A 23649-nucleotide genomic window follows, 5' to 3' on the forward strand; every position below is an offset into this window, starting at 1 on the left:
TGAGCTGTAGGTATAGCCAATCCTGGGAAAAAGCGCTGAAAAGCTCAGCCGCGCTCGCGCGGAATCAGGCTCTGCAACTGTGCGGCCAGGAAGTTCGCGTTGAAGGCGAAGGTGTCCGGGTCTTTCAAACCGTTGGTTTTCTTCCACAACCAGTCGTTTTTGTCCGCCGGCAGCACCAGTGAAACACTGCCGTGCCGTGCCGCCGTCAGGCCCATGACCGACACCGAAATCAAGCCGCCGACGCCCATCACGTCCGGCACGAACTCGACGTTTTTGCCAGTGATCTGCACGGTGAGCTTTTCGCTCTTGAAGGGCGACGCCTCAACCGGAACGCTCGGGCCGCTGGCGACATACGCTTCGCGGTGGACTTCAAGCAAGCCCGCGGTGTTGACCGGTTGCAGCCATTGTTCGATCTGCTGGAACAACTCGCCGAGCTTTAGCGCCCAGCGCGCCGACTGCACCTCGAACTGCTGTTTTTTATGGGCTTCGCTATCGGCGTAATGACGAAGCATCTCGCCCAGTTGCTGTACATCATCCATTGCGGTTTTCCTTGGGTGAGCCATAGTGCGAACCACGATCATGGCAGATGCGGCGACTCACCGTATGATTAACGCCGACGGAACAGCGGGCGTGGCTCGATCACGCTGCGCCCATACTGCACGCTCATCCCCGCCAGCCCCTTCAGGGCGTCTTCAGCCGATTTGTCCGCGCGCACCGCAAATGCATCGAACCCGCACTGGCGCATGTGACTGAGCTGATCGCGCAGCACATCGCCGATCGCCCGCAACTCGCCTCGCCAGCCCATACGCGTGCGCAACAGATAGGCCTGGCTGTAGGCGCGCCCATCGCGAAAACTGGGAAAATCCAGGGCAATCAGCGGCAGCGTGGCGAGCCAGGGCAGCACCTGCTCGACCTCATCATCCGGGCCCAGCCACACGCCATGCCCCGGCGCATAGGACGCCAGCGGCAGGATCAGCGCACCGCCCGCCGGTACTTCATCACGCACCAATATCCACGGGTCATCCGCAACCAGACGCGCTTCACCCTGCTCAAGCCTCAACAGATTGTTCATGCCGGCTGCTCCGCGTACACCCGCTCCTTGAACGGCTCCAGGCCAATGCGCTGCACGGTATCGACAAAGCGTTCTTCGCTTTCGCGGTAGCGCACAAAGGTGCTGATCACACGCTCGATCACATCGGGAATCTCAGCGGCACTGAACGAGGGGCCGATCACTTTGCCCAGTGAACTGTGTTTGCCCTGGGCCCCGCCAAGGGTGATCTGATACCACTCACTGCCATTCTTATCGACGCCCAGGATGCCGATATTGCCGATGTGGTGATGGCCGCAGGCATTGATGCAGCCGGAAATATTCAGACTGATATCACCCAGGTCGTGCAGGTAGTCGAGGTTATCGAAGCGCTGTTGGATCGCCTGGGCGATGGGGATCGACTTGGCATTGGCCAGGGCGCAGAAGTCGCCGCCGGGGCAGGCAATGATGTCGGTCAGCAGGCCGATATTCGCCGCGCCCAGGCCGTGTTCGCAGGCCAGGCGCCACAAGGCGTGCAACTGATCCTTGGGCACATCCGGCAACACGATGTTCTGTTCATGGGCGATGCGGATTTCACCAAAGCCAAACCGCTCCGCCCACTGGGCCACGGCCTCCATTTGCTGGGCTGTGACATCGCCGGGCGGCGCGCTGATGCCAGGTTTGGTGGACAGCACCACGCTGGTGTAGCCCGCGACTTTATGCGGCATGACGTTGCGGCTGACCCAGCGCGCAAAGCCCGGGTTGTCGGCCAGTTCGGTGCCGTAGGCCAGGCTGGTATCGCTGAGCGACGCGTAAGCCGGCGGCACGAAGGCCGATGCCACACGGTCGTACTCGGCATCGGTCAACTGCGCCGGGCCATCGCGCAGGTACTGCCACTCTTCCTCAACCTCGCGGGAGAACGCCTCGATCCCCAGCGCCTTGACCAGGATTTTGATGCGCGCCTTGTACTTGTTGTCCCGCCGACCATGCCGGTTGTACACGCGCAACACCGCCTCGACGTAGGACAGCAGGTGCCGCCACGGCAAACCCTCGCGGATCTGCAAGCCCAGGATCGGCGTGCGTCCCAGGCCACCGCCCACCATCACGCGCAACAGCATGTCGCCTTGGTCGTCGCGGTAAAGGTACAGGCCGATGTCGTGCATCATGATCGCCGCGCGGTCTTCGCGGGCCGAGCAGATGGCGATCTTGAACTTGCGCGGCAGGAACAGGAATTCCGGGTTGATGGTTGACCATTGGCGCAGGATCTCCGCCAAGGGGCGCGGGTCCAGCAGTTCATCGGCGGCCACCCCGGCAAAGGCTTCGGTGGTGATATTGCGCACGCAGTTGCCGGAGGTCTGGATCGCATGCATGTCGACCTGGGCCAGGCGTTCAAGGATGTCGGGCACCTGGTGCAGCTCGATCCAGTTGAACTGCAGGTTCTGGCGGGTGGTGAAGTGGCCGTAGCCACGGTCGTAGTCGCGGGCGATGCTGGCCAGGGTGCGCATCTGTTCGGCGCTCAAAGTGCCATAGGGAATCGCCACCCGCAGCATGTAGGCATGCTTTTGCAGGTACAGGCCGTTCTGCAGGCGCAAGGGCAGAAACTCTTCTTCGCTCAAGTCGCCGGCGATATAACGCTCGACCTGATCACGAAATTGCGCCACGCGCTCGAACACCAGCGCCCGGTCGTATGCGTCGTACTGGTACATATCACCGCCTCATCAGGGTTGGCCGCGTCCCAGGGCGCGACTTCTAGGGGGGCGACTATGCACCTGCGGCGCAGGGCGTAAAAGATTCAGGTGCAGGCATAAAAAGCAGATCAGATGGACTGTAAGTCATGCTTTCACGCCGAATAAACTGATCCGTAGTAATGAGCTTTTTCTGAGCCTGTTTTGTTTTGTCCACACTTCCTACAGTGCCCGCCACTTGGAACCGTGGGAGGACTGAGCATGAGCACAGCAACAATCGGACAGGCTTATAACTATAAAGTCGTCCGCCAATTCGTGATCGCCACCATCGTATGGGGCGTTGTGGGCATGGCCATGGGCGTGTGGATCGCTTCGCAACTGGTCTGGCCGCAAATGAACCTTGATTTGCCCTGGACGACCTTTGGCCGACTGCGACCGTTGCACACCAGCCTAGTGATCTTCGGGTTCGCCGGCAGCGCGCAATTCGCCGCCAGTTATTACGCGGTACAGCGCACCTGCCAGGTGCGGCTGTTTTCCGACAGCCTCGCCGCGTTTACGTTCTGGGGTTGGCAATCGGTCATCGTGATCATGTTGATCAGCCTGCCGCTGGGCTACACCACCACCAAGGAGTATGCCGAGATCGAATTCTCCGGCGCGGTGTGGATGACGGTCGTGTGGGTGGCCTACGCCATTGTGTTTTTCACCACGGTGGTGCGGCGCCAGACCCGGCACATCTATGTGGGCAACTGGTTTTTCGGCGCGTTTATCCTGGTGATCGCCATGCTGCATGTGGTCAACCACCTGGCGATTCCAGTGGACTGGTTCAAGTCCTACCCCGTGTATTCCGGCGCCACCGATGCGATGGTGCAATGGTGGTACGGGCATAACGCCGTAGGCTTTTTCCTCACCACCGGCTTCCTTGGGATGATGTACTACTTCGTGCCGAAACAAGTCGGGCGGCCGGTGTATTCCTATCGGCTGTCCATCGTGCACTTCTGGGCGCTGATCACCCTGTACATCTGGGCCGGGCCGCACCACTTGCATTACACGGCGCTGCCGGATTGGGCGCAGTCACTGGGCATGGCGATGTCGCTGATCCTGCTGGCACCGAGCTGGGGCGGCATGATCAACGGCATGATGACCTTGTCGGGCGCCTGGCATAAGCTGCGCAGCGACCCGATCCTGCGCTTTTTGGTGTTGTCGCTGGCGTTCTACGGCATGTCGACCTTCGAGGGGCCGATGATGGCGATCAAGACCGTCAACGCCCTCTCCCACTACACCGACTGGACCATCGGCCACGTGCATGCCGGCGCATTGGGCTGGGTGGCGATGATCACCTTCGGCTCGCTGTACCACATGATCCCGAAAGTCTTCGGCCGCCAGCAGATGCACAGCGTGACGCTGATCAACCTGCACTTCTGGCTGGCGACCATCGGCACCGTGCTGTACATCGCCTCGATGTGGGTCAACGGCATTACCCAGGGCCTGATGTGGCGTGCGATCAACGATGACGGCACCCTCACCTACTCGTTTGTCGAGGCCTTGCAGGCCAGCCACCCGGGGTTTGTGGTGCGCTTTGCCGGTGGCGTGTTGTTCCTCAGCGGCATGCTGCTGATGGCCTACAACACCTGGCGCACCGTGCGGGTCGCGGACTTGCAGGTCGCGCAACTTGACGCGCGGATCGCCTGATGTGGGGCCTGTTGATGGTCGCGTGCCTGTATGGCGCGGTGGAGTACTGTTTGCGCGGTCAATCCGAGGAGACGCTGGATGAGGCCAGCCTGATTCCGTTCGCCGACGACCCGGAGGTGGCGCGCCGGGTGGAGTTGGCCACCGGCAAACAGATCCACGCGGTGGCACCGGAGCAAGCCAGGCCGGGCTGGGGCAATCGGGATATGTGAAACTGCTCCGGTGATTTGGCGCACAACTGCGTATGACTAATCGGTGGCCGATGGGTAAGGTGATGCGATATTTCTTGTCAGGAGCATCGCATGCGCACCATCGGCCTGATCGGCGGCATGAGCTGGGAGTCCAGCGCCGAGTACTACCGCATCATCAACCAGCGCGTGCGCGACCAACTCGGCCCGCTGCGTTCGGCGCAATTGCTGATGTACAGCGTGGACTTCGGTCCGGTGGAGCAGGCCCAGCATGCCGGACGCTGGGACGACGCCGCGCTGATCCTGGAAGATGCCGCACGCCGCCTGCAAGCCGGGGGTGCCGAGTGTGTGGTGTTGTGTACCAACACCATGCACTTGGTGGCGCCGCGGATCGAAGCGGCGGTGTCGATTCCCTTTCTGCATATTGCCGACGCCGCAGGTTCGGCGGCCGTGGCCGCTGGCACACTGACCGTCGGTTTACTCGGTACGGCGTTCACCATGGAACAGGACTTCCTCACGTCACGCCTCGCCGCCCACGGCCTGAACGTACTGGTGCCAAACGCGGACGAGCGCCAGGCCGTGCACCGGATCATCTATGAGGAGTTGTGTGTCGGCGTGATCAGCGAGGCGTCACGCCAGGTCTATCAGCGCGTGATTGCGTCCCTGGCCGCACGCGGCGCCCAGGCAGTCATCCTGGGCTGCACGGAAATCGGCCTGCTGATCAAACCCGAACACTGCGACCTGCCGCTGCTGGACACTACCGCGCTGCATGCGCAGGCAGCGGTGGCGTTCGCGTTACGGGACTAAGCCGAGGTTCTTGACCCCGCTGCGCGGCGCCACAGCCGCGCAACATCCGCCGCTCGCTCGCGCAACAAGCGCGGTGCCTCGCTGCAGGCCTGCTCCAGGCTCATCGGCCCGGACGGCAAGGCGAAAGCCGCATCCACGCCGTGGGCGTACATCTGCTCGTAGCCTTCACCCAGCGTGCCGGCGATTACGATCACCGGGACATGGTGGCGCTGGGCAATACGCGCCACACCGAAAGGCGTTTTACCGCGCAGCGTCTGGGCATCGAAACGGCCTTCGCCGGTGATCACCAGATCGGCGCCGCGTACCGCTTCGTCGAGGCCGACCAGTTCGGCGACGACCTCTACCCCCGCACGGAACTGCGCACCGAGGAAGGCCTTGGCAGCAAACCCCAGGCCGCCGGCAGCGCCACTGCCGGGTTCGTCGCGCACGTCATTGGGCAATACCTTGGCGCAGTGGTCGGCAAAGTGGCCGAGGGCCGCGTCGAGTTGTTCAACCTGCTGCGCACTGGCGCCTTTTTGCGGGCCGAAAATCGCGGAGGCACCATGGGCACCGCACAGCGGGTTATTCACGTCGGCGGCGATTTCAAAGCGCACCTGGGCCAGGCGCGGGTCGAGGTGTTCCAGGCTGATCCGCGCCAGATGGGCCAAGGCCAGGCCACCCGGGGCCAGAGCGTTATCCTCGGCATCGAACAACTGCACGCCGAGCGCCTGCATCGCACCGGCGCCGCCATCGTTGGTGGCACTGCCGCCAATCGCCAGGATGATGCGCTGCGCACCGGCGTCCAGGGCTGCGCGGATCAGTTCGCCGGTGCCAAAGGTAGTCGTGGAGCACGCGTCGCGCTGCCCCGGCGGGACCAATTGCAGACCGCTGGCTTCGGCCATTTCAATGAGTGCGGTGTGGCTGTCGGCCAGCCAGCCCCAATGCGCATCCACTGTGGCGCCCAAGGGGCCTTTCACCGATTGGCGCCGCAGCTCGCCCTGGCAGGCGGCGAGTACCGACTCCACCGTACCTTCACCGCCGTCCGCCATCGGGCATTGGACCAATTGCGCCTCCGGCCAGACCTGCGCCAAGCCTTCGGCAATGGCCTGGGCGACGCCTTCGGCACTCAGGCTGTCCTTGAACGAATCGGGGGCGATGATGATTTTCATGGGCTTTCTCCGGTTTTTATGACGCCCATGCTGCCAGTTGCCAGCGGCAATGACGCTGGTCCGATGCACAAGTACGAACCTGGCTTGTTGGTCATTCCGACAAAGCCTGGGGCAGCAACTGGACGCCGAGGTACAGCGCGAGCATGCCGTCCAGAGTCAGCGGGTCGACCCCGCTGAGTTCGGCAATCCGCTCCATGCGGTAGCGCAGGCTGTTGCGGTGAATGCCCAGCGCATCGGCACACGCCTGGCTTTGCCCATCGTGTTCGCACCAACTGCGCAAGGTGGCCTGCAGTTGGCCGTTGTTGTCCTTGGCCAGCACTTTTCGCAGCGGGTTGAGCAATTCGTCCAGGGCATCGTCGTTGCGATGCCGCCAGAGCATCACCGGCAGGCGATAGCGGTTGAGGGTCAGCAGGCGCGAGTGCGGAAGTACGTCACGACCGTAGGCCAGCAAATCGCCCACACGCCGATAACAACGACGCAACCCCGCCAAACCATCGGCTTGCCCGCCGACCGCCACCCGCTGGATATTCCAGCCCAGGCCCTGGAGCTTTTCCAGCAGGCGCGGATTGTCCACCTGTACCGCCGCCGGCCGGCACCAGAGCAAGGAATACTGCGCGGAGCTGACGCACCAACTGTCTGGATAGCGCGACGTCAACCAGGCACTCAACGCCTCCGCCGTCTGCCCTGGACCCAACTCGAATAGATACGGTGTGCGCGCCATCTGCGGCTTGAGCCCCAGTTGCTGCGCCTCATCCACCAGACGCGGCGAGTCGCCGGTCTCGGCCAGCAGCAATGCCAGCAAATCGTCGCAGCGCTGGCGTCGCCATTGTTGCTCGGCTTGCTGATGACGGTGACTGACCAGCATTTCTGCGGTCATGCGCACCAGTTCGGCGTAAGTGCGCAGCCCCTCCGGTTCGCCAGTAATACCGAGCACGCCGATCAGGCGCTGGTCGTGCATCAGCGGCAGGTTGATGCCGGGTTGCACGCCCTTGAGGTGTTTGGCGGTCTGCCCGTCGATCTCCACCACCCGGCCATTGGCCAACACCAGTTGCGCGCCTTCATGCCGCGTGTTGATGCGCTCCGGCTCGCCGCTACCAAGGATCAGGCCCTGGCTGTCCATGACGTTGACGTTATGCGGCAGGATCGCCATGGTGCGATCGACGATATCCTGCGCCAGGTCATGATCCAGCTCGAACATGGGGCTAATTTCCTTGAAAGCGAAGGTTGTTCATCGGCACAGCGCAAAGGATGCTTCACTGTGCGCGAGCACAAAGACAGCACCCCGCCAGGTGGCCGAGACTCATTGGGCGATCAACGTTACCCGCGCATCGCGAAAAATCATAATAAAGAGAGACTCCCATGTCACAGAGCGCCGCTGCCCCACTGGCCACCGATGACGATAAAAACGCCATCTACAAGCGCATTACCCTGCGCCTGATCCCCTTCATTTTTATCTGCTACCTGTTCAACTACCTTGACCGGGTTAACGTTGGCTTTGCCAAGTTGCAGATGCTCGATGCGCTGAAATTCAGCGAAACCGTATACGGCCTGGGTGCCGGGATCTTCTTTATTGGCTACGTGCTGTGTGGCGTACCGAGCAACCTGGCGCTGACCAAGTTCGGTCCGCGACGCTGGATTGCCTTGATGATGATCGTCTGGGGCGCGCTGTCCACCTGCCTGCTGTTCGTCACCACGCCGACGCATTTCTATACGTTGCGCCTGTTGACCGGTGCCGCCGAAGCTGGCTTCTTCCCCGGTGTGGTGCTGTATCTCTCGCAGTGGTTCCCGACGTTCCGCCGTGGGCGGATCATGGCGTTGTTCATGTCGGCGATTCCGGTGTCCGGCCTGCTGGGCAGCCCGTTTTCCGGCTGGATTCTCAACCATTTCGGCACCGGCCAAGGCGGCCTCGCCGGCTGGCAGTGGATGTTCCTGTTGCAAGGCATCCCGACCGTGATTCTGGGCGCCCTCGCCTACTTCCTGCTCAGCGACAGCTTTGCCAACGCCAAGTGGCTCAAGCCGCATGAACGTGCGGTGCTGGAAGCCGACCACGCCACTGACTTGGCAAACAAGCCGAAAACCACCACCGACTCCCTCGCCGAAGTGTTCAAGAACCCGGCGATCTGGGCGTTCGGCCTGATCTATTTCTGCATCCAGAGCGGCGTCTACGCGATCAACTTCTGGCTGCCGTCGATCATCAAGAACCTGGGTTTCAGCGATAACCTGGTGATCGGCTGGCTCAGCGCGATTCCCTACCTGCTGGCCGCCGTGTTCATGTTGCTGGTGGGCCGCTCGGCTGACTTGCGCAAGGAGCGGCGCTGGCATTTGGTGGTGCCGATGTTGATGGGCGCTCTGGGCCTGGTGATCGCGGTGAATTTCGCCACCACCCCGGCTATCGCGATTCTCGGCCTGACCATCGCCACCATGGGCGCCCTCACCGGCCTGCCGATGTTCTGGCCGGTGCCCACCGCCATGCTCAGTGCGGGCGCGGCGGCAGGTGGCCTGGCGTTGATCAACTCGATGGGCCAGATGGCCGGCTTCCTCAGCCCGTATATCGTCGGTTTTGTGAAAGATGCCACCGGGTCCACGGATAGTGCGCTGTACCTGCTGGCGGCGGTGATCGTCGGCGGCAGTGTGTTGGCATTGCGTATGACCCGGACCCTCAAGGTCTGACGCGGGCGTACAGGTGGGGCACGCCTGCTCCCACCTGTCTGCGGTGTTTACAACAGCCCGCCGCCGTTGATATCAATCACGGCGCCGGTCATAAAGCCATTTTCCATGGCCAATACATACCCCTCCGCCACTTCGTCGGCCTGCCCGACGCGCCCTACCGGCAATGTGCCCCCCACCTTGGCAAACATCGCCAGGCGCTGCGCTTCGTCCAACCCGGCATACGCCGGCGTGTCGATCACGCCAGGGCAGATCACATTGACCCGACGCGGTGCCAACTCCTTGGCCAATTGCTTGCCCAGGGCTTCGGTCGCGGCATTGATGCCGGTCTTGATGAACTGACCGGGCGCCAATTTGCGCCCCAGTTGACCGGAGGTCAGGCTGATGCTGCCGTGCTCGTCGAGGAACGGCAGCGCCAGTTGGATCGCGCGCAATGAGCCCCAGAGTTTGACGTTGAAATTGTCTTGGGCTTCGTCCAGGTCGGTGTCGATCAGGTTTTTGGCGCGCACTGACGGGCCGGCGGTATAGACCAGATGATCAAAGTGCCCCACGGCTTCGAACAGGCGTTGCAGAGAGGCGCTGTCGGTGACATCCACCGGTTCGCTGCGCACGCCGTTCTCGACGCCGGAGGACACACGCCGTCCGGCCAGCACCACCTGTGCGCCATGCGCGGCTGCCGCCTTGGCCACCGCTGCGCCAATGCCGCTGCTGCCGCCGATAACGACGACAGTTTTGCCGCTGAGAGAATGGGTCATGAAAAAATGTCCTGGGTCAGAAAGTGAAGGTTCATCTTCCCAGCTTGGCAATCGGCGAAAAATCCCGGTAAAACGACAAGATATTTAAAGGATTTTTACAAATGAGCTCGATTCTCGACCTGGAAGTCTTCGTGCGCACCGCCGACACCGGCAGCCTGTCGGCGGCCGCGCGCAGCCTCAGCCTCACGCCAGCCGCCGCGAGCATTGCGCTCAAACGCCTGGAAACCCGCCTGGGCATACGGCTGCTGGCCCGCTCCACCCGCAGCATGCGCCTGACCGAGGAAGGCCGGCGCTACCTGGACAGTGTGCGCGTGGCGCTGGAAGCCTTGTCTGAGGGTGAGCAGGCGATCAAGCAACAAGGCCAAAGCCTGAGTGGTTGGCTGCAATTGGCCGCGCCTTCGGATTTCGGGCGCAACGTGCTGTTGGGTTGGCTGGATGAGTTCAAGCTGGAACACCCGAACATCCGCGTTCAATTGTTGCTTAACGACAGTAACGCCGACCTGTTCCGCGAAACCGTCGACATCGCCCTGCGCTTCGGCGTACCCCGAGACTCCAGCCTGGTGGCGTTGCCGGTGGTGCCAGGCCACCGCCGCATCGCCTGCGCCAGCCCCGCCTATCTGGCGCGCCATGGCGCACCGAGCACGCCGGCACAACTGGCGCAACACAACACGCTGCGCTACATGCGCCAGGGACGGGCCAACAACACCTGGTACTTCCGCCAAGGCGCCGAGCTGCAGGAAGTCGAGGTGACGGGCGACTATTTGAGCGATGACGGCGAAATCGTGCGGCGCTGGGCATTGGCCGGGCATGGCATTGCCTATAAAGCCAACCTCGATATCGCCAGCGACATCCAGGCCGGACGCCTGGTGCCGCTGTTGACCGACTGGCAGGGCGAACCCACGCCCTTCAACCTGATGTGCCCCCATCGCCTGCAAGTGTCGGAACGGGTGAAAGTGCTGCATCGCTTCCTCCAGGCTCGTTGCAGGGCGCTGCTGAACGTATGAAGAAACACGCCCAGGGCTTGTCCCAGAGCCTGCGAGTCTGGTATTGCATGGCACACGTTTTCCTGCCTTGAGGAGCTTTGCATGATTTACCGCACATTGGGCCAGTCCGGTTTGAAGGTCAGTGCCTTGACCTTGGGCACCATGATGTTTGGCGAACAGACCAACGCCGAAGACTCGCTGCGCATCATCGACAAGGCCTGGGACCAGGGCATCAACTTCATCGACACCGCCGACGTTTATACGGGCGGACGCTCGGAAGAGCTGGTCGGTGAAGCCATCGCCCGTCAGCGCCAGGACTGGGTAGTGGCGTCCAAGGTCGGCTTTGGCCCGCCAGACGGTTTGCCCAACCGCAGCGGTTTGAGCCGCAAGCGTATTTTCAACGCACTGGAAGCCAGCCTTACCCGTCTCGACACGGATTACCTGGATATCTACTACCTGCACCGCGAAGACCACAACACCCCGCTGGAGGTCAGCGTGTCGGCGATCGGCGACTTGATTCGCCAGGGCAAGATCCGTTACTGGGGTCTGTCCAACTACCGCGGCTGGCGCATTGCCGAAGTGATTCGCGTGGCCGAGCGCCTGGGCGTGGACAAGCCGGTGATCAGCCAGCCGCTGTACAACATCGTCAATCGCCAGGCCGAGGTCGAACAGATCACTGCCGCAGCCGCCTATGGCTTGGGCGTGGTGCCTTACAGCCCACTGGCCCGTGGCGTACTCAGCGGCAAATACGCACCCGATGTGACACCCGAGGCCGGCAGCCGTGCCGCGCGGCAGGACAAGCGCATTCTGGAAACCGAATGGCGGGTGGAGTCGCTGCGCATTGCCCAGCAGATCCAGCAATACGCCCAAGAGCGTGGCGTGGGGATTGTCGAATTCGCAATCGCCTGGGTCCTGAACAACGCAGCCGTCAGCTCTGCGATTGTCGGCCCGCGCACCGAAGCGCAGTGGGATGCGTACACCGGCGCATTGGATGTGAAGCTCACGGCTGAGGACGAGGCCTTTATCGACTCGCTGGTGACGCCGGGGCACTCGTCCACCCCGGGCTTCAATGATGTCGGTCACTTTGTATCGGGCCGCATGGCACGCACGTACCCCCCGGAAAACCCCAGTTCACTGCCCTCCTGCCGAGGGCAGCGAGCAAACCTGGATGAAACGCCCCAAAACAGAGCCACCCTCTGACGCCAAAAGCACTATATTCCCCTGCTGAAATACCCCCCTCTTTTGTATCCAACGGTTTTCGCGAGGACAGCGTGTCTAAAGGTGTTGTGTTATCGGTCTTGGCTTCGGTGTTGTTTGCCGTGATGTATTACTTCACGTCGCTGCTGACGCCCTTGAGTGGCCTGGAGATTTTCGGCTGGCGCATGTTACTCACCATGCCGTGCATGACGGTGTTCATGCTCGTCAGCGGCGAGTGGCGACGGGTATGGGACGTGCTGCGGATGCTGGCGGCCAAGCCGCGACTGATCGGCGGCATCGTGGTGTCCTCGGCGCTGCTCGGCGTGCAATTGTGGTTGTTCATGTGGGCGCCGCTGAATGGGCGCAGCCTGGATGTGTCAGTGGGTTATTTCCTGCTGCCGCTGACTATGGTGCTGACCGGGCGCCTGGTGTATGGCGAACGCTTGTCGCGCCTGCAACAGATCGCGGTGTTTTTTGCAGCCCTTGGGGTGCTTAACGAACTGTACCAGGCCGGTGGTTTTTCCTGGGCCACGCTGGTGGTGATCATCGGCTACCCGGTCTATTTCGTGGTGCGCAAATACCTGACCACCGACCACTTGGGCGGGCTGTGGCTGGACATGGCGCTGATGCTGCCGGTGGCGTGGTGGTTTGTACAGAGTGGCGAACAGGGCTTTGCGGTGATGCAGGCCCATCCGAAGTTGTACGTATTGATTCCGATGCTGGGCGTCATCAGTGCCTCGGCGCTGGTGAGCTATATCATTGCCAGCCGCCTGCTCGCATTCAGCCTGTTCGGGCTACTCAGTTATGTGGAGCCGGTCCTGCTGCTGGGGGTGGCATTGCTGTTGGGGGAAGGTATCAAGGCGGGCGAATGGCTGACGTATATTCCGATCTGGCTGGCGGTGATGGTGCTGGTGTATGAGGGCTTCAAGCACCTGGTGCGTCAGCGCAGGGCATGAGCGCGCGCGCTGGATTTAGGTGAGGGCATCCATTCCCTTCGGGTTGGGGCTGCGTAGCGACTTAACCGACGTGTACCTGAACCGTTGGTGGCTTGGGCGTGCCGAATTGGTTTTCCAATAAGTCGGCCACGCCCTCCAGCTGCTGCCTCTTGGAGCCATAAATCGGGATGCGGCTCTGCGCCTCATTGCCGATCTTTTCCAAGGCCTCATCCATTACTTCTTTCTTGACGCCAAACAGATTGCCCAGCCGATTTTCCTGGTTCAGCTCGAGCAACGTCCCCGTGACCGGGTTCTTGAGGATTTCTTCGATCGAGTTAGCCGCGTCTTCAGAAACGCCCAACTCTTTCAGCACGGTCCCCAGACCATGGCCGGGATTTCTGAGTTGCTTGAGGAATTCGTCGTAGAGCCCATTCAGATCATTGGCTTCGGTATTGTCCAAAAGAGTACTGGCGTGATACTTGGCGTGTTCCTCAGGCGTCCTCAGCTCGAGCGGTTCGTTATTGTTCAGCCCGTTGCGCACCAAGTACAACCCGTCCGAAGCTCCGCCTAGCAGGTTGCCGTAACCGTCGTAAGCGTAAATTACCTTATTTCCGTCCTCGCGCGTCCCGATGTAAGTGGCCCTGCCATCCGGCGACAGGCTGTTGAGACGCGTATTGGTCAGGCCATTGACCGGCACCGGCGGGGTGCTCACGTCTTGGTTCAGACGCGCAAAGATGTCCCCCTTCTCATACCCGTAACTGCCGAGCACTGCCTGATCGCCAGCGGCAAACTTTTCCAGCACCTGCTGGACCCGCTCCTCTTGCTTTGGCGCCGCGTCACTGGAGAAATGTGCGGCAAACTTGTCCCGCGCCTTCGGATCGCTGAGCGACGCCTTGAGCGAGGCTGTCATTTCTTCACGGGTATTGAACTCGTGAAACGAATGACCTTCCTGCTCTGGCACATACATTAGAAAATTCGGACCTTCGGCGGTCTCCGGGGTGCGCTTGACCATGACGATGTCTTTGGCTTGCGCACTATCGACGGCAAAGGTCGAAACCTGTACCCCAAGGGTTCCTGCCTTGCCGGGCCTTACGGCGGCATTCGCCAACTCTCGCCCCCCGGCACTCAGCGAACCGTCCCGGAACTCGGACTGCATGCGGTCCATGTATGTGTGAAACGCCAGCTCGACGGGGTCCGAGTCGTCGATTGAACGGATGCTGCGAGTGGCGGTGGCAGGCGCACTGTGCGTGTAAGGTGTCAGCGCATGTTGGTTTGCGTAGGACGTATCGATCATAAAGCGTACCTCGTCGGCATGAATACTGAAGTTCGGCATCCCTGCATCCAGGCACAGGAGGTTTCCTGCTGCCCTGTCACCTTTGTGACCGCTGCTCGGCATACGGTTCCGCACATCTTGTGGCGCAAAAAAACCCGGCGGAGGCAACCTCGACCGGGCTCGTTGTGGCGATAACGTAATCAGTCGGCGGTCAATACACCGCGACGCACCTGGTCACGCTCGATGGACTCAAACAGTGCCTTGAAGTTGCCCTCGCCAAAGCCATCATCGCCCTTGCGCTGGATGAACTCGAAGAACACCGGGCCCATCAGGGTTTCCGAGAAAATCTGCAACAGCAGGCGTTTGTCGCCTTCAATGGACGAGCCGTCGAGCAGGATGCCGCGCGCTTGCAACTGGTCCACCGGCTCGCCATGGTTCGGCAGGCGGCCTTCGAGCATTTCATAGTAGGTATCCGGCGGCGCAGTCATGAAGCGCATGCCGATCTTCTTCAACGCGTCCCAGGTCTTGATCAGGTCGTCGGTGAGGAACGCCACGTGCTGGATGCCTTCACCGTTGAACTGCATCAGGAACTCTTCGATCTGCCCGGCGCCCTTGGACGACTCTTCGTTGAGCGGGATGCGGATCATGCCGTCCGGGGCGCTCATGGCTTTGGAGGTCAGGCCGGTGTACTCGCCCTTGATGTCGAAATAACGCGCTTCACGGAAGTTGAACAGCTTCTCGTAGAAGTTGGCCCAGTAGGCCATGCGCCCGCGATACACGTTGTGGGTCAGGTGATCGATGACCTTGAGGCCGGCGCCGACCGGGTTGCGCTCCACGCCTTCGAGGTAGACGAAATCGATGTCGTAGAGCGAGCTGCCTTCGCCGAAGCGGTCGATCAGGTACAGCGGCGCACCGCCAATGCCTTTGATCGCCGGCAGGTTCAGCTCCATCGGCCCGGTTTCGATATGGATCGGCTGGGCGCCCAGTTCCAGGGCGCGGTTGTAGGCCTTTTGCGAATCCTTCACGCGAAACGCCATACCGCACACCGATGGGCCGTGCTCGGCCGCAAAGTAGGAGGCGATGCTGTTGGGCTCGTTGTTGAGAATCAGGTTGATCTCACCCTGGCGATACAAGTCGACGTTCTTGGAGCGGTGGGTCGCGACTTTGCTGAAGCCCATGATCTCGAAGATCGGCTCCAGGGTGCCGGGTGTGGGCGATGCGAACTCGATGAATTCAAAGCCCATCAGGCCCATTGGGTTTTCGTATTGGTCAGCCATGTTCGGCGCCTCTTCATTCTTGTGATGAACGGATGTCAATTGCCAGCAAGGATGAAGCAGGAGGGAGGCGCACACGAAAGACCTCGCACGCTACGGGCGAGGAAGTCACCAAAGATCAGGGGGGAGCCGAGTAGCTTCATGGTTACATCAGTCTCTGACGGCTGAGGCTTGCGTGAGCGCAAGTCCATATTCTTGTATGCGTAAATCGATTCTACACAGCGTAACAGTATTTGTCCGCTCCCTTATCAAATCCCCATTGGCCCGGCCGGAGCAAGGGGTTTGTTGCACAGGTAGATGCCAAGCAGGATCACCGCGCCGCCCAACAACATGGGTGGGGTCAGTTGCTCATCCAGCAACACCGCGCCGCAAATGACTGCGGTCAGCGGATTCAGGGCGATAAACACACCGGCGCGGGTCGCGCCGATTCGGCGAATACCGTCATACCAGCCGATATAGGCCACCGCCGAGCCCACCACCCCGAGATACAACAGGCCGAGCAGTTGCGGCAGATGGACGGCGGCCAGCGCATTCAGAGTGAGCCTGCCACTGATGAGGGTGGTGATCATCAGCATCCCCGTACCCAGCAGAATCGACCAGGTGACCGTTTGCAAGGGACCCAGGCGTTGGTTGAGCTCACGGGAATACAACGAGTACACGCCCCACCCCACCACGCAGCCGAAGATCAGCAAATCGCCGCGCCAGGCGTTGTCTACCGCCTGCAACAGTTGGGGGTTGCGACTGACAATCACCGTGCCCGCGCCGGCCAGGCACAAGGCAATCCCCAGCCACCTGGCTGCACCCAGGCGCTCCTTGAACAGCAACCATGAAGCCACGCCGATCACCGCGGGGTTCAAGGCGACAATCAAGGAGGCTCGCGATGCATTGATGTAATGCAGCCCGTAAAAGAAACACAGGTTGTAGAAAAAGATGCCGAAACAACCCAGCACGGCCAGACGCACGAACTGCCTGGCGTCTGGGCGACTCAGGCGCACGCGTGCGCAGGCCATAAAGGCCAATAGCGCAACACTCGCCAATAGAAAACGCAGTGTCGCTGCCAGCAGCGGTTCTAGGTCGGCGGCCAGATAGCGGCCGGCCACGAAAGTCCCGCCCCAGATCATGGTCACAGCGGCGAGCTTCAGGTAGGTCGAGTGGTCCGGAGCAGATGTCATTGGCGGGTTGCTCTGTGGCTTGCAGGATTGGCGTATCCTCCAACTAATGATCAATCATCGTAAAATGAGTAAATACTCATGACACTCACGCAATTGGAAATATTCTCCCGGGTCGCCGAACTGCAGGGCTTCACCAGCGCGGCCCATCGCCTGGGGATCAGCTAGTCCGCTGTGTCCCACGCCATCAAAGCCCTGGAGCAAGAGCTGGGCGTCGAGCTATTTCGACGCCATCAGTCCCAAGTTGAACTCAGCGACATCGGCCGGCAACTGCTGATGCGCGCCCGCACACTGCTCGGCGTGGCCGACACCTTGCAGCAGGAAGCCTGCGACGCGCGCGGGATGAAACGCGGCACCCTGCGCATCGGCTCTTTCGGCCCCACCTCATCCAATCGCCTGCTGCCGCGCATTCTAAAGCGCTACCGGATGCAGTATCCGGGCATTGAAGTGCATGTCGACGAAGGCCCGGATCGCCAGGTGATCCAATGGCTGGACGAGCGGCGTATCGATATAGGGTTTGTAGTGTTGGAGCACGAACGATTCGATACGTTTGCGCTGTTCAAAGACCAGATGGTCGCCCTTTTGCCTGCAGCCCACCCCTTGGCCGAACGCTCATGCGTGGCGTTGAAGGCGCTGTGCGCTGACCCGTTCATCCTCACTGAAGCCGGTTCGCTGGAGCTGGTCTCGCGACTGTTCGACACGGCTCGGCTGACCCCAAATGTGCGTTATCGCTGCTCGCAACTGCTCAGCACCCTGGAGGCGGTAAGCCGTGGTGACGGCGTCAGCGTGGTGGCGCAGGCGTCGTTGCCCGAAACGCCGGATGCGCGCTACACCGTGCGTCCGCTGTCCCCGCCGGTCAGCCGCGAAATTGGCCTGGCGGTGCTGGATCAACGCCAGTCGACGCCTGCGACCCTGGCCTTCATTCATGTAGCGCAGAACGTAGATTTCTCACCGGCGGCGAGCTTAATCGGGCCCGGCCATCTATCATCGAGTTAATCGTGTGCCGCCCGGCACGCCCCATCCCACGACAGACCGTCCGCCCCATGCCCCTGACCGTCAACGCCCCGCGAAAGCGCGCCACGCGCTATCTGATCACCGCGCTCAGCGCGCTGCTGCCGATCGGGGCGGGCGTGGTCATCCTGCATTGGCAGGCTGAACACACCCTGCAACAAAGTACCGCGCAGACGGCCCAGGAAGCGGTGCGCCAGTTCGACCTGATGCTCGACAACACCGCCCTCGCCGCCCAGGCGTTACTGCCGCTGGCCGGTCAGCCCTGTGACAACACGGTAAAGCTGGCACTGCGTGAACAGGTCACGCGCCGGCCGTTTGTAAGGGCGACCACCTTGTCCTGGCAGAAAAACATCTATTGCAGCTCACTGTTCGGCGGTGGTTACGAATCACCGGTCAACCCGGACGATTATGTCAATGGGCGCTTATGGTTGATGAATGGCAACCCGGTCACACCGGATACCGCGCTGTTGGTATACCGCCTGGTCGACGGCGATAAAGGCGCATTTGCATCGATTGACGGCTATCACCTGAGCAACGCCCTGCGCCTGATCCGCCACAACGCAGAGCTCGTCCTACAGGTCGGGCCTCACTGGATGAGCGCTGACGGCAAGGTGCGCGACAGTGCGCAGCCGGTGTTTGCCGTGGCCCACCACCACCTGGCATCCACGCGCTATGGCTACAGCGTCGACGCCGGCATGCCGGCCGGGGAAGTCTGGCGCTATATGCAGGATCGTTACCCGGCGCTGTTCATCCTGGTGGGATTCTTTGGCGCACTGGCGGGTGCGTCGGCTCATTGGTTGCAAAAACGCTCGTCAGCCCCGACCCACGAACTGCACCGGGCCTTGAGCGCCAATGAGTTCATCGCCTATTTCCAGCCGGTGGTACGCGGCGATACGCGCGAGTGGGCCGGCTGCGAGGTGCTGATGCGCTGGAACCACCCCAAGGAAGGCCTGGTGCGGCCGGACCTGTTTATTCCACTGGCTGAGGACTGTGGCCTGATCGTGCCCATGACTCGCGCGCTGCTACGCCAGACGGCGGCGCAATTGGCGCCGCATGCCGAGCGTTTCACCCGCGGTTTCCATATCGGCGTGAATATCACCGCCCGTCATTGTCAGGACCTGGCCTTGGTGGAGGACTGCCGGGAGTTTCTCGCCGCCTTCACGCCTGGCCAGGTGATCCTGGTGCTGGAGTTGACCGAACGCGAACTGATCAAGCCTACCGACACCACCCGCCGCCTGTTCGATGCGCTGCACGAATTGGGGGTGATGATTGCAATTGATGACTTTGGCACCGGTCACTCCAGCCTGACCTACTTGCGTAACTTCAATGTCGACTACTTGAAGATCGACCAGAGCTTTGTCGCCATGATCGGGGTAGATGCACTCTCGCGGCATATTCTGGACAGCATCATAGAGCTCTCCGGCAAGCTCGACTTGGGTATCGTTGCCGAAGGCGTGGAAACAATCGAGCAATGTGAATACCTGGCAGCACAAGGCGTGGATTTCCTGCAGGGTTACCTGTTCGGGCGCCCGCTACCCTGCGACGAGTTCATTAAATCCCTGACCAGCCATTGAATAGCCATCTACCGCGCCGATGAAAGAGTGTTAATTAGCTAAAGACATGATTTACTCGTGGCGGATTAACTACTACAATTTTTCATACCTGTGCAGAACTCGCAGGAAGGCTTCTTTCTTGAGTCGCCTTAAAGCTCTTGGCTTGTAGCGTTATCTGCAGTTGATATCAGCCAAATACACTATTGGAGTAAATATTTTGTCCAGACTCGCCGAATTTCGCGCAGCAGAAAAAGCCCTTCAAGAGCAGCTTGCCCAGCTGGAATCCCTGAAGAACGACGCTGGCCTGAAGAAAGAAATCGAATTCGAAGAAAAACTGCAAGCGTTGATGAAGAGCTACGGCAAGGGCCTGCGCGACATCATTTCCATCCTTGATCCCAACCCAGGCAAGGCCGCAGCGGTCGCGACCGCACCAAAACAGCGCCGTGCGCGCGTGGTCAAGGTTTACCACAACCCGCACACCGGCGAACTGATCGAGACTAAAGGCGGCAACCACCGCGGCCTGAAAGCCTGGAAAGAACAGTACGGCGCCGCCACTGTAGATTCCTGGCTTCGTGGCTGATCGAAAATGCACTTACAAAGAGCCCCGCAATAGCGGGGCTTTTTTTTAACGGTTCGAATGCGAACTTAAATAACATTTCACTTCGTTCAAAAATGTGGGGGACAGCGCCTTTCAAAGTTTCAGGCTGTCGCGCACCGAACGGACTTCATCCTTGCTCGCTTCGTATGCTTGCGCCTGGCCCGCGTATGAAAAAACAAAGGCCTTATCGGTATCAACAGCGCCAACCAATGTTTGCGAGAGTACGTGCCGGCCGTTCTCGGTAATCACGCAAGTAGTTTCCAGCGCTTCAAGACGGCTCAATGTTGTAGGGTGCATCTTGCTGCACACACTTTGATAGCCACCCTGGGCAAAATCTTTCTGGATGGACTTGCGCATTTCCAGTAACACGCCCTCAAGATTGACGGCATGCCCGGCCTCGATCGGCGTGCCCGTCAACTCCATGACCATCACTGTCGCGCCATTTTCATCATTCTTGATTGCCCGCTGCCGAGACACGTTTAGAGTGCTGGCTGGCGTCTCTTTATCAGTGACCACTTCTTCGATTTGCCAGCCACTGGGCCAGTGGATTTCCGGTTCGGCCGCGAGCGCCAAGGGGCTACTCAACAGCAAACACAACGCGCTCAACAGCGGTGTACGACATTCGATCATTGCAAAAACACCCCAGGTTCAAGCGCCAAAGTTTGCGGCCCAGCCCCCGCGGGTCGCAAGGCCTGCGTGACCTTTTTCATTTGGCGCAGTGAGCGGGCCTTGCGTATCATGGCCCAGCTGCACGAATGCTTGCCGCAAGCCAAGGGAACGCACCGCTCATCTCACGCCGCGTTTGCCCCATTTTTTCTGGAGGGTCCATGAGCCTGCACGATCTGAACACTTTCCCGGGCGTCACCGCCCAACCTGACACCGCCACGTCGAACTTCGTGTTCAATCACACCATGCTGCGGGTCAAGGACATCACCAAGTCCCTGGATTTCTACACCCGTGTGCTGGGTTTCTCGCTGGTAGAAAAGCGCGACTTCCCGGAAGCCGAATTCAGCCTGTACTTCCTGGCGCTGGTGGACAAGGCCCGGATTCCGGCGGACGCCGCCGAGCGTACCCAGTGGATGAAGTCGATCCCTGGCATCCTGGAACTGACCCACAACCACGGCACCGAAAACGACGCCGACTTCGCCTATCACAATGGCAATACCGACCCACGCGGCTTTGGCCATATCTGCATTTCGGTGCCGGATATCGTGGCTGCGTGCGAGCGCTTCGAAGCCCTGGGCTGCGACTTCCAGAAGCGCCTGAACGATGGCCGCATGAAAAGCCTGGCGTTCATCAAGGACCCGGACGCTTACTGGGTTGAGATCATTCAGCCAGCGCCGCTGTAAACATCCCACGCAATAAAAAACCCCATGCTTACACATGGGGTTTTTCATTTCCGGGCTGGATTTTATGCCGGCGCCGAGCTACGGATCAGGTGATCAAACGCGCTCAGGGAAGCCTTGGCGCCCTCGCCCACCGCAATCACGATCTGCTTGTACGGCACAGTGGTCACGTCACCGGCAGCGAAGACGCCTGGCAGTGAGGTTTCGCCACGTGCGTCGACAATGATCTCGCCACGGGGCGACAGTTCGACCGTGCCTTTGAGCCAGTCGGTGTTCGGCAACAAACCGATCTGCACAAAGATGCCTTCCAGGTCGATGGTCGTGAACTCGCCGCTGTCACGATTCTTGTACACCAGGCCGGTGACTTTCTGGCCATCGCCTTTAACCTCACTGGTCAGCGCGCTGGTGATCACGTTGACGTTCGGCAGGCTGAACAGCTTGCGCTGCAACACAGCGTCGGCGCGCAGCTTGCTGTCGAACTCAAGCAAGGTGACGTGGCTGACGATACCAGCCAGGTCGATAGCGGCTTCAACGCCGGAGTTACCGCCGCCGATCACCGCCACGCGTTTGCCCTTGAACAGCGGGCCGTCGCAGTGCGGGCAGAAGCACACGCCCTTGGCTTTGTATTCCTGCTCACCCGGTACACCCATTTCACGCCAGCGGGCGCCGGTGGCCAGGATCACAGTTTTCGACTTAAGCGTCGCACCGCTTTCAAAGCGGATTTCGTGCAAGTCACCGGCATTCTTCGCCGGCACCAGGCTGCTGGCACGCTGCAGGTTCATGATGTCCACGTCGTACTGACGCACATGGGCTTCAAGCGCGCTGGCCAGCTTCGGCCCTTCGGTTTCCTGCACCGAGATAAAGTTCTCGATGGACATGGTGTCCAGCACCTGGCCGCCAAAACGCTCCGCCGCCACACCGGTACGGATACCTTTGCGCGCAGCATAAATAGCCGCCGCCGAACCGGCCGGGCCACCGCCGACCACCAGCACGTCGAATGCCGCTTTGGCGCTGATCTTCTCGGCGGCTTTTTCGATGCCGCTGGTGTCGAGCTTGGCGAGGATTTCTTCCAGGCCCATGCGGCCCTGGCCGAAGTTCACACCATTGAGGTAGACACTTGGCACGGCCATGACCTGGCGCTCATCGACTTCGGCCTGGAACAGCGCGCCATCGATGGCCACGTGGCGGATGTTCGGGTTCAGCACGGCCATCAGGTTCAGCGCCTGGACCACGTCCGGGCAGTTCTGGCAGGACAGCGAGAAGTACGTCTCGAAGCTGAACTCGCCTTTGAGGGCACGAATCTGTTCAATCACTTCGACACTGGCCTTCGACGGGTGGCCACCGACTTGCAGCAGGGCCAACACCAGCGAAGTGAATTCATGGCCCATGGGGATGCCGGCAAAACGCAGGCTGATATCGGCACCCGGGCGGTTGATGGAGAACGAGGGCTTGCGCGCATCGTCACCCTCGGTTTTCAGGGTAATCAGCGTGGTGAGGCTGGTTACGTCCTGCAAAAGAGCCAGCATTTCCTGGGACTTCGCGCCGTCATCGAGGGAGGCGACGATCTCGATCGGCTGGGTGACCCGTTCCAGGTATGACTTCAACTGAGCTTTAAGATTGGCGTCCAACATACGGGCGATTCCTTTTGATTCGGTAAAAAAAAACGCCCGAGCGAATCTCGCCCGGGCGTTTTTGAGGGCGGTTGCAGCTTACTTAGGTGCGGAATCCCGCCCTTGATGTGTCACAGACTTAGATCTTGCCGACCAGGTCCAGAGACGGAGCCAGGGTGGCCTCGCCTTCTTTCCACTTGGCTGGGCACACTTCGCCTGGGTGGGCAGCAACGTATTGAGCGGCTTTGATTTTGCGCAGCAGCTCGGAAGCGTCACGGCCAACACCGCCGTCGTTCAGTTCAACGATCTTGATCTGACCTTCCGGGTTGATCACGAAAGTACCGCGATCTGCCAGGCCGGCTTCTTCGATCAGCACGTCGAAGTTGCGGGAGATGGTCAGGGTTGGGTCGCCGATCATGGTGTACTGGATCTTGCCGATGGCTGGCGAGGTGTTGTGCCAGGCAGCGTGGGCAAAGTGGGTGTCGGTGGAAACGCTGTAGATTTCGACGCCCAGCTTCTGGAATTCGGCGTAGTTGTCAGCCAGGTCTTCCAGCTCGGTTGGGCAAACGAAGGTGAAGTCGGCCGGGTAGAAGAACACTACGGACCATTTGCCTTTCAGGTCAGCGTCAGACACGTCTACGAAGTTGCCGTTTTTGTAGGCGGTCGCTTTGAACGGTTTTACTTGGCTGTTGATGATAGGCATCGTTGACTCTCCGTCAGGGGTTAGTAAGTTGATG

The 23649-nt window shown here is 60.6% G+C and carries 21 protein-coding genes and 2 pseudogenes; 11 read left to right on the forward strand and 12 right to left on the reverse strand.

All coding sequences use genetic code 11. The features are described 5' to 3' along the window. Positions 1-44: 44 nt before the first annotated feature. From U5A08_RS14745 to U5A08_RS14755, 3 genes are all read right to left on the reverse strand, one after another. Positions 45-539, reverse strand: a complete 495-nt coding sequence (locus U5A08_RS14745; protein ID WP_321847242.1) for a hypothetical protein — start codon at positions 537-539, stop codon at positions 45-47. Positions 540-607: 68 nt separating this feature from the next. Beyond that, positions 608-1072: a DUF934 domain-containing protein gene (locus tag U5A08_RS14750; protein WP_253395964.1), complete on the reverse strand. Its 465-nt coding sequence runs from the start codon at positions 1070-1072 to the stop codon at positions 608-610. Further along, a complete protein-coding gene (locus U5A08_RS14755) occupies positions 1069-2733 on the reverse strand; it encodes a nitrite reductase NirA (protein WP_276192924.1) in 1665 nt (554 codons plus the stop codon). Before U5A08_RS14755 ends, U5A08_RS14750 begins: the two co-directional genes overlap by 4 nt. Before the next feature lie 240 nt (positions 2734-2973). On the opposite strand from U5A08_RS14755, the gene ccoN reads away from it, so the two are divergent. From ccoN to U5A08_RS14770, 3 genes are all read left to right on the forward strand, one after another. Continuing rightward, positions 2974-4401, forward strand: a complete 1428-nt coding sequence (ccoN, locus tag U5A08_RS14760) for a cytochrome-c oxidase, cbb3-type subunit I (protein ID WP_253395968.1) — start codon at positions 2974-2976, stop codon at positions 4399-4401. Next, positions 4401-4610 carry a cbb3-type cytochrome c oxidase subunit 3 gene (locus U5A08_RS14765; RefSeq protein ID WP_247403285.1) on the forward strand — a complete coding sequence of 70 codons (210 nt, stop codon included), beginning with the start codon at positions 4401-4403 and terminating at the stop codon, positions 4608-4610. Before ccoN ends, U5A08_RS14765 begins: the two co-directional genes overlap by 1 nt. A 90-nt stretch (positions 4611-4700) precedes the next feature. Then, positions 4701-5393, forward strand: coding sequence for an aspartate/glutamate racemase family protein (locus U5A08_RS14770; protein ID WP_253395970.1), 693 nt, complete (start codon positions 4701-4703; stop codon positions 5391-5393). On the opposite strand, the gene U5A08_RS14775 is transcribed toward U5A08_RS14770, so the two are convergent. Both U5A08_RS14775 and U5A08_RS14780 read right to left on the reverse strand, forming a co-directional pair. Further along, on the reverse strand, positions 5390-6541 hold the full coding sequence (locus U5A08_RS14775; RefSeq protein WP_321847243.1) for a glycerate kinase: 1152 nt from the start codon (positions 6539-6541) through the stop codon (positions 5390-5392). The genes U5A08_RS14770 and U5A08_RS14775 overlap by 4 nt on opposite strands. A gap of 91 nt (positions 6542-6632) precedes the next feature. Beyond that, positions 6633-7739, reverse strand: coding sequence for a sugar diacid recognition domain-containing protein (locus U5A08_RS14780; RefSeq protein WP_321847244.1), 1107 nt, complete (start codon positions 7737-7739; stop codon positions 6633-6635). Between the two features lie 161 nt (positions 7740-7900). On the opposite strand from U5A08_RS14780, the gene U5A08_RS14785 reads away from it, so the two are divergent. After that, a complete protein-coding gene (locus tag U5A08_RS14785; RefSeq protein ID WP_253395976.1) occupies positions 7901-9211 on the forward strand; it encodes an MFS transporter in 1311 nt (436 codons plus the stop codon). A gap of 47 nt (positions 9212-9258) precedes the next feature. Here U5A08_RS14785 and U5A08_RS14790 read toward each other — a convergent pair whose 3' ends face one another. Next, on the reverse strand, positions 9259-9963 hold the full coding sequence (locus U5A08_RS14790; RefSeq protein WP_321847245.1) for an SDR family oxidoreductase: 705 nt from the start codon (positions 9961-9963) through the stop codon (positions 9259-9261). Between the two features lie 101 nt (positions 9964-10064). Between U5A08_RS14790 and U5A08_RS14795 the strand changes: the two genes are divergently transcribed. The 3 genes and pseudogenes from U5A08_RS14795 to rarD all read left to right on the forward strand — a co-directional run bounded on the left by U5A08_RS14795 (position 10065) and on the right by rarD (position 13099). Beyond that, positions 10065-10967, forward strand: coding sequence for a LysR family transcriptional regulator (locus U5A08_RS14795; RefSeq protein ID WP_321847246.1), 903 nt, complete (start codon positions 10065-10067; stop codon positions 10965-10967). Between the two features lie 81 nt (positions 10968-11048). Then, positions 11049-12053: pseudogene (locus U5A08_RS14800) on the forward strand (aldo/keto reductase); the annotation flags it as partial. A 164-nt stretch (positions 12054-12217) separates the two neighbouring features. Next, the gene (gene rarD, locus U5A08_RS14805; protein ID WP_321847247.1) at positions 12218-13099 is read left to right on the forward strand and encodes an EamA family transporter RarD; all 882 of its coding nucleotides are present in this window, start codon (positions 12218-12220) and stop codon (positions 13097-13099) included. Between the two features lie 61 nt (positions 13100-13160). On the opposite strand, the gene U5A08_RS14810 is transcribed toward rarD, so the two are convergent. The 3 genes from U5A08_RS14810 to U5A08_RS14820 all read right to left on the reverse strand — a co-directional run bounded on the left by U5A08_RS14810 (position 13161) and on the right by U5A08_RS14820 (position 16797). Next, entirely contained in the window at positions 13161-14411 is a 1251-nt protein-coding gene (locus U5A08_RS14810) for a dermonecrotic toxin domain-containing protein (RefSeq protein WP_321847248.1), read from the reverse strand. A 140-nt stretch (positions 14412-14551) separates the two neighbouring features. Further along, the gene (gene hppD, locus U5A08_RS14815; protein WP_253395983.1) at positions 14552-15628 is read right to left on the reverse strand and encodes a 4-hydroxyphenylpyruvate dioxygenase; all 1077 of its coding nucleotides are present in this window, start codon (positions 15626-15628) and stop codon (positions 14552-14554) included. A 245-nt stretch (positions 15629-15873) separates the two neighbouring features. Beyond that, on the reverse strand, positions 15874-16797 hold the full coding sequence (locus tag U5A08_RS14820) for a DMT family transporter (protein ID WP_321847249.1): 924 nt from the start codon (positions 16795-16797) through the stop codon (positions 15874-15876). Positions 16798-16875: 78 nt separating this feature from the next. Here U5A08_RS14820 and U5A08_RS14825 point away from each other — a divergent pair. The 3 genes and pseudogenes from U5A08_RS14825 (at position 16876) to U5A08_RS14835 (ending at position 19938) form a co-directional block, all read left to right on the forward strand. Then, positions 16876-17790 (forward strand): annotated as a pseudogene (locus tag U5A08_RS14825) (LysR family transcriptional regulator). 47 nt (positions 17791-17837) lie between these two features. After that, a complete protein-coding gene (locus U5A08_RS14830) occupies positions 17838-19379 on the forward strand; it encodes an EAL domain-containing protein (RefSeq protein ID WP_321847250.1) in 1542 nt (513 codons plus the stop codon). Between the two features lie 196 nt (positions 19380-19575). Further along, positions 19576-19938, forward strand: a complete 363-nt coding sequence (locus tag U5A08_RS14835; RefSeq protein WP_253395987.1) for a histone-like nucleoid-structuring protein, MvaT/MvaU family — start codon at positions 19576-19578, stop codon at positions 19936-19938. Positions 19939-20049: 111 nt separating this feature from the next. Here U5A08_RS14835 and U5A08_RS14840 read toward each other — a convergent pair whose 3' ends face one another. Further along, positions 20050-20586 (reverse strand): DUF4946 domain-containing protein, encoded by a 537-nt coding sequence (locus tag U5A08_RS14840; protein WP_321847251.1) that lies wholly within the window; start codon positions 20584-20586, stop codon positions 20050-20052. A gap of 197 nt (positions 20587-20783) precedes the next feature. On the opposite strand from U5A08_RS14840, the gene gloA reads away from it, so the two are divergent. Beyond that, on the forward strand, positions 20784-21305 hold the full coding sequence (gene gloA, locus U5A08_RS14845; RefSeq protein ID WP_253395990.1) for a lactoylglutathione lyase: 522 nt from the start codon (positions 20784-20786) through the stop codon (positions 21303-21305). 62 nt (positions 21306-21367) lie between these two features. Here gloA and ahpF read toward each other — a convergent pair whose 3' ends face one another. Both ahpF and ahpC read right to left on the reverse strand, forming a co-directional pair. Continuing rightward, complete coding sequence (ahpF, locus tag U5A08_RS14850; RefSeq protein ID WP_321847252.1) at positions 21368-22933, reverse strand: alkyl hydroperoxide reductase subunit F; 1566 nt, start codon at positions 22931-22933, stop codon at positions 21368-21370. A gap of 118 nt (positions 22934-23051) precedes the next feature. Next, positions 23052-23615, reverse strand: coding sequence for an alkyl hydroperoxide reductase subunit C (ahpC, locus tag U5A08_RS14855; protein WP_010210361.1), 564 nt, complete (start codon positions 23613-23615; stop codon positions 23052-23054). Positions 23616-23649: the final 34 nt, after the last annotated feature.

Origin of the sequence: Pseudomonas paraveronii, from assembly GCF_963681955.1 — a bacterium.
Lineage (GTDB): Bacteria > Pseudomonadota > Gammaproteobacteria > Pseudomonadales > Pseudomonadaceae > Aquipseudomonas > Aquipseudomonas paraveronii.

Excerpts from the sequence above, each read along its gene's own strand:
- U5A08_RS14745 (WP_321847242.1), bottom strand. The coding sequence starts at position 539 with ATGGATGATGTACAGCAACTGGGCGAGATGCTTCGTCATTACGCCGAT.
- U5A08_RS14750 (WP_253395964.1), bottom strand. The coding sequence starts at position 1,072 with ATGAACAATCTGTTGAGGCTTGAGCAGGGTGAAGCGCGTCTGGTTGCG.
- U5A08_RS14755 (WP_276192924.1), bottom strand. The coding sequence starts at position 2,733 with ATGTACCAGTACGACGCATACGACCGGGCGCTGGTGTTCGAGCGCGTG.
- ccoN (WP_253395968.1), top strand. The coding sequence starts at position 2,974 with ATGAGCACAGCAACAATCGGACAGGCTTATAACTATAAAGTCGTCCGC.
- U5A08_RS14765 (WP_247403285.1), top strand. The coding sequence starts at position 4,401 with ATGTGGGGCCTGTTGATGGTCGCGTGCCTGTATGGCGCGGTGGAGTAC.
- U5A08_RS14770 (WP_253395970.1), top strand. The coding sequence starts at position 4,701 with ATGCGCACCATCGGCCTGATCGGCGGCATGAGCTGGGAGTCCAGCGCC.
- U5A08_RS14775 (WP_321847243.1), bottom strand. The coding sequence starts at position 6,541 with ATGAAAATCATCATCGCCCCCGATTCGTTCAAGGACAGCCTGAGTGCC.
- U5A08_RS14780 (WP_321847244.1), bottom strand. The coding sequence starts at position 7,739 with ATGTTCGAGCTGGATCATGACCTGGCGCAGGATATCGTCGATCGCACC.
- U5A08_RS14785 (WP_253395976.1), top strand. The coding sequence starts at position 7,901 with ATGTCACAGAGCGCCGCTGCCCCACTGGCCACCGATGACGATAAAAAC.
- U5A08_RS14790 (WP_321847245.1), bottom strand. The coding sequence starts at position 9,963 with ATGACCCATTCTCTCAGCGGCAAAACTGTCGTCGTTATCGGCGGCAGC.
- U5A08_RS14795 (WP_321847246.1), top strand. The coding sequence starts at position 10,065 with ATGAGCTCGATTCTCGACCTGGAAGTCTTCGTGCGCACCGCCGACACC.
- U5A08_RS14810 (WP_321847248.1), bottom strand. The coding sequence starts at position 14,411 with ATGCCGAACTTCAGTATTCATGCCGACGAGGTACGCTTTATGATCGAT.
- hppD (WP_253395983.1), bottom strand. The coding sequence starts at position 15,628 with ATGGCTGACCAATACGAAAACCCAATGGGCCTGATGGGCTTTGAATTC.
- U5A08_RS14820 (WP_321847249.1), bottom strand. The coding sequence starts at position 16,797 with ATGACATCTGCTCCGGACCACTCGACCTACCTGAAGCTCGCCGCTGTG.
- U5A08_RS14830 (WP_321847250.1), top strand. The coding sequence starts at position 17,838 with ATGCCCCTGACCGTCAACGCCCCGCGAAAGCGCGCCACGCGCTATCTG.
- U5A08_RS14840 (WP_321847251.1), bottom strand. The coding sequence starts at position 20,586 with ATGATCGAATGTCGTACACCGCTGTTGAGCGCGTTGTGTTTGCTGTTG.
- gloA (WP_253395990.1), top strand. The coding sequence starts at position 20,784 with ATGAGCCTGCACGATCTGAACACTTTCCCGGGCGTCACCGCCCAACCT.
- ahpF (WP_321847252.1), bottom strand. The coding sequence starts at position 22,933 with ATGTTGGACGCCAATCTTAAAGCTCAGTTGAAGTCATACCTGGAACGG.
- ahpC (WP_010210361.1), bottom strand. The coding sequence starts at position 23,615 with ATGCCTATCATCAACAGCCAAGTAAAACCGTTCAAAGCGACCGCCTAC.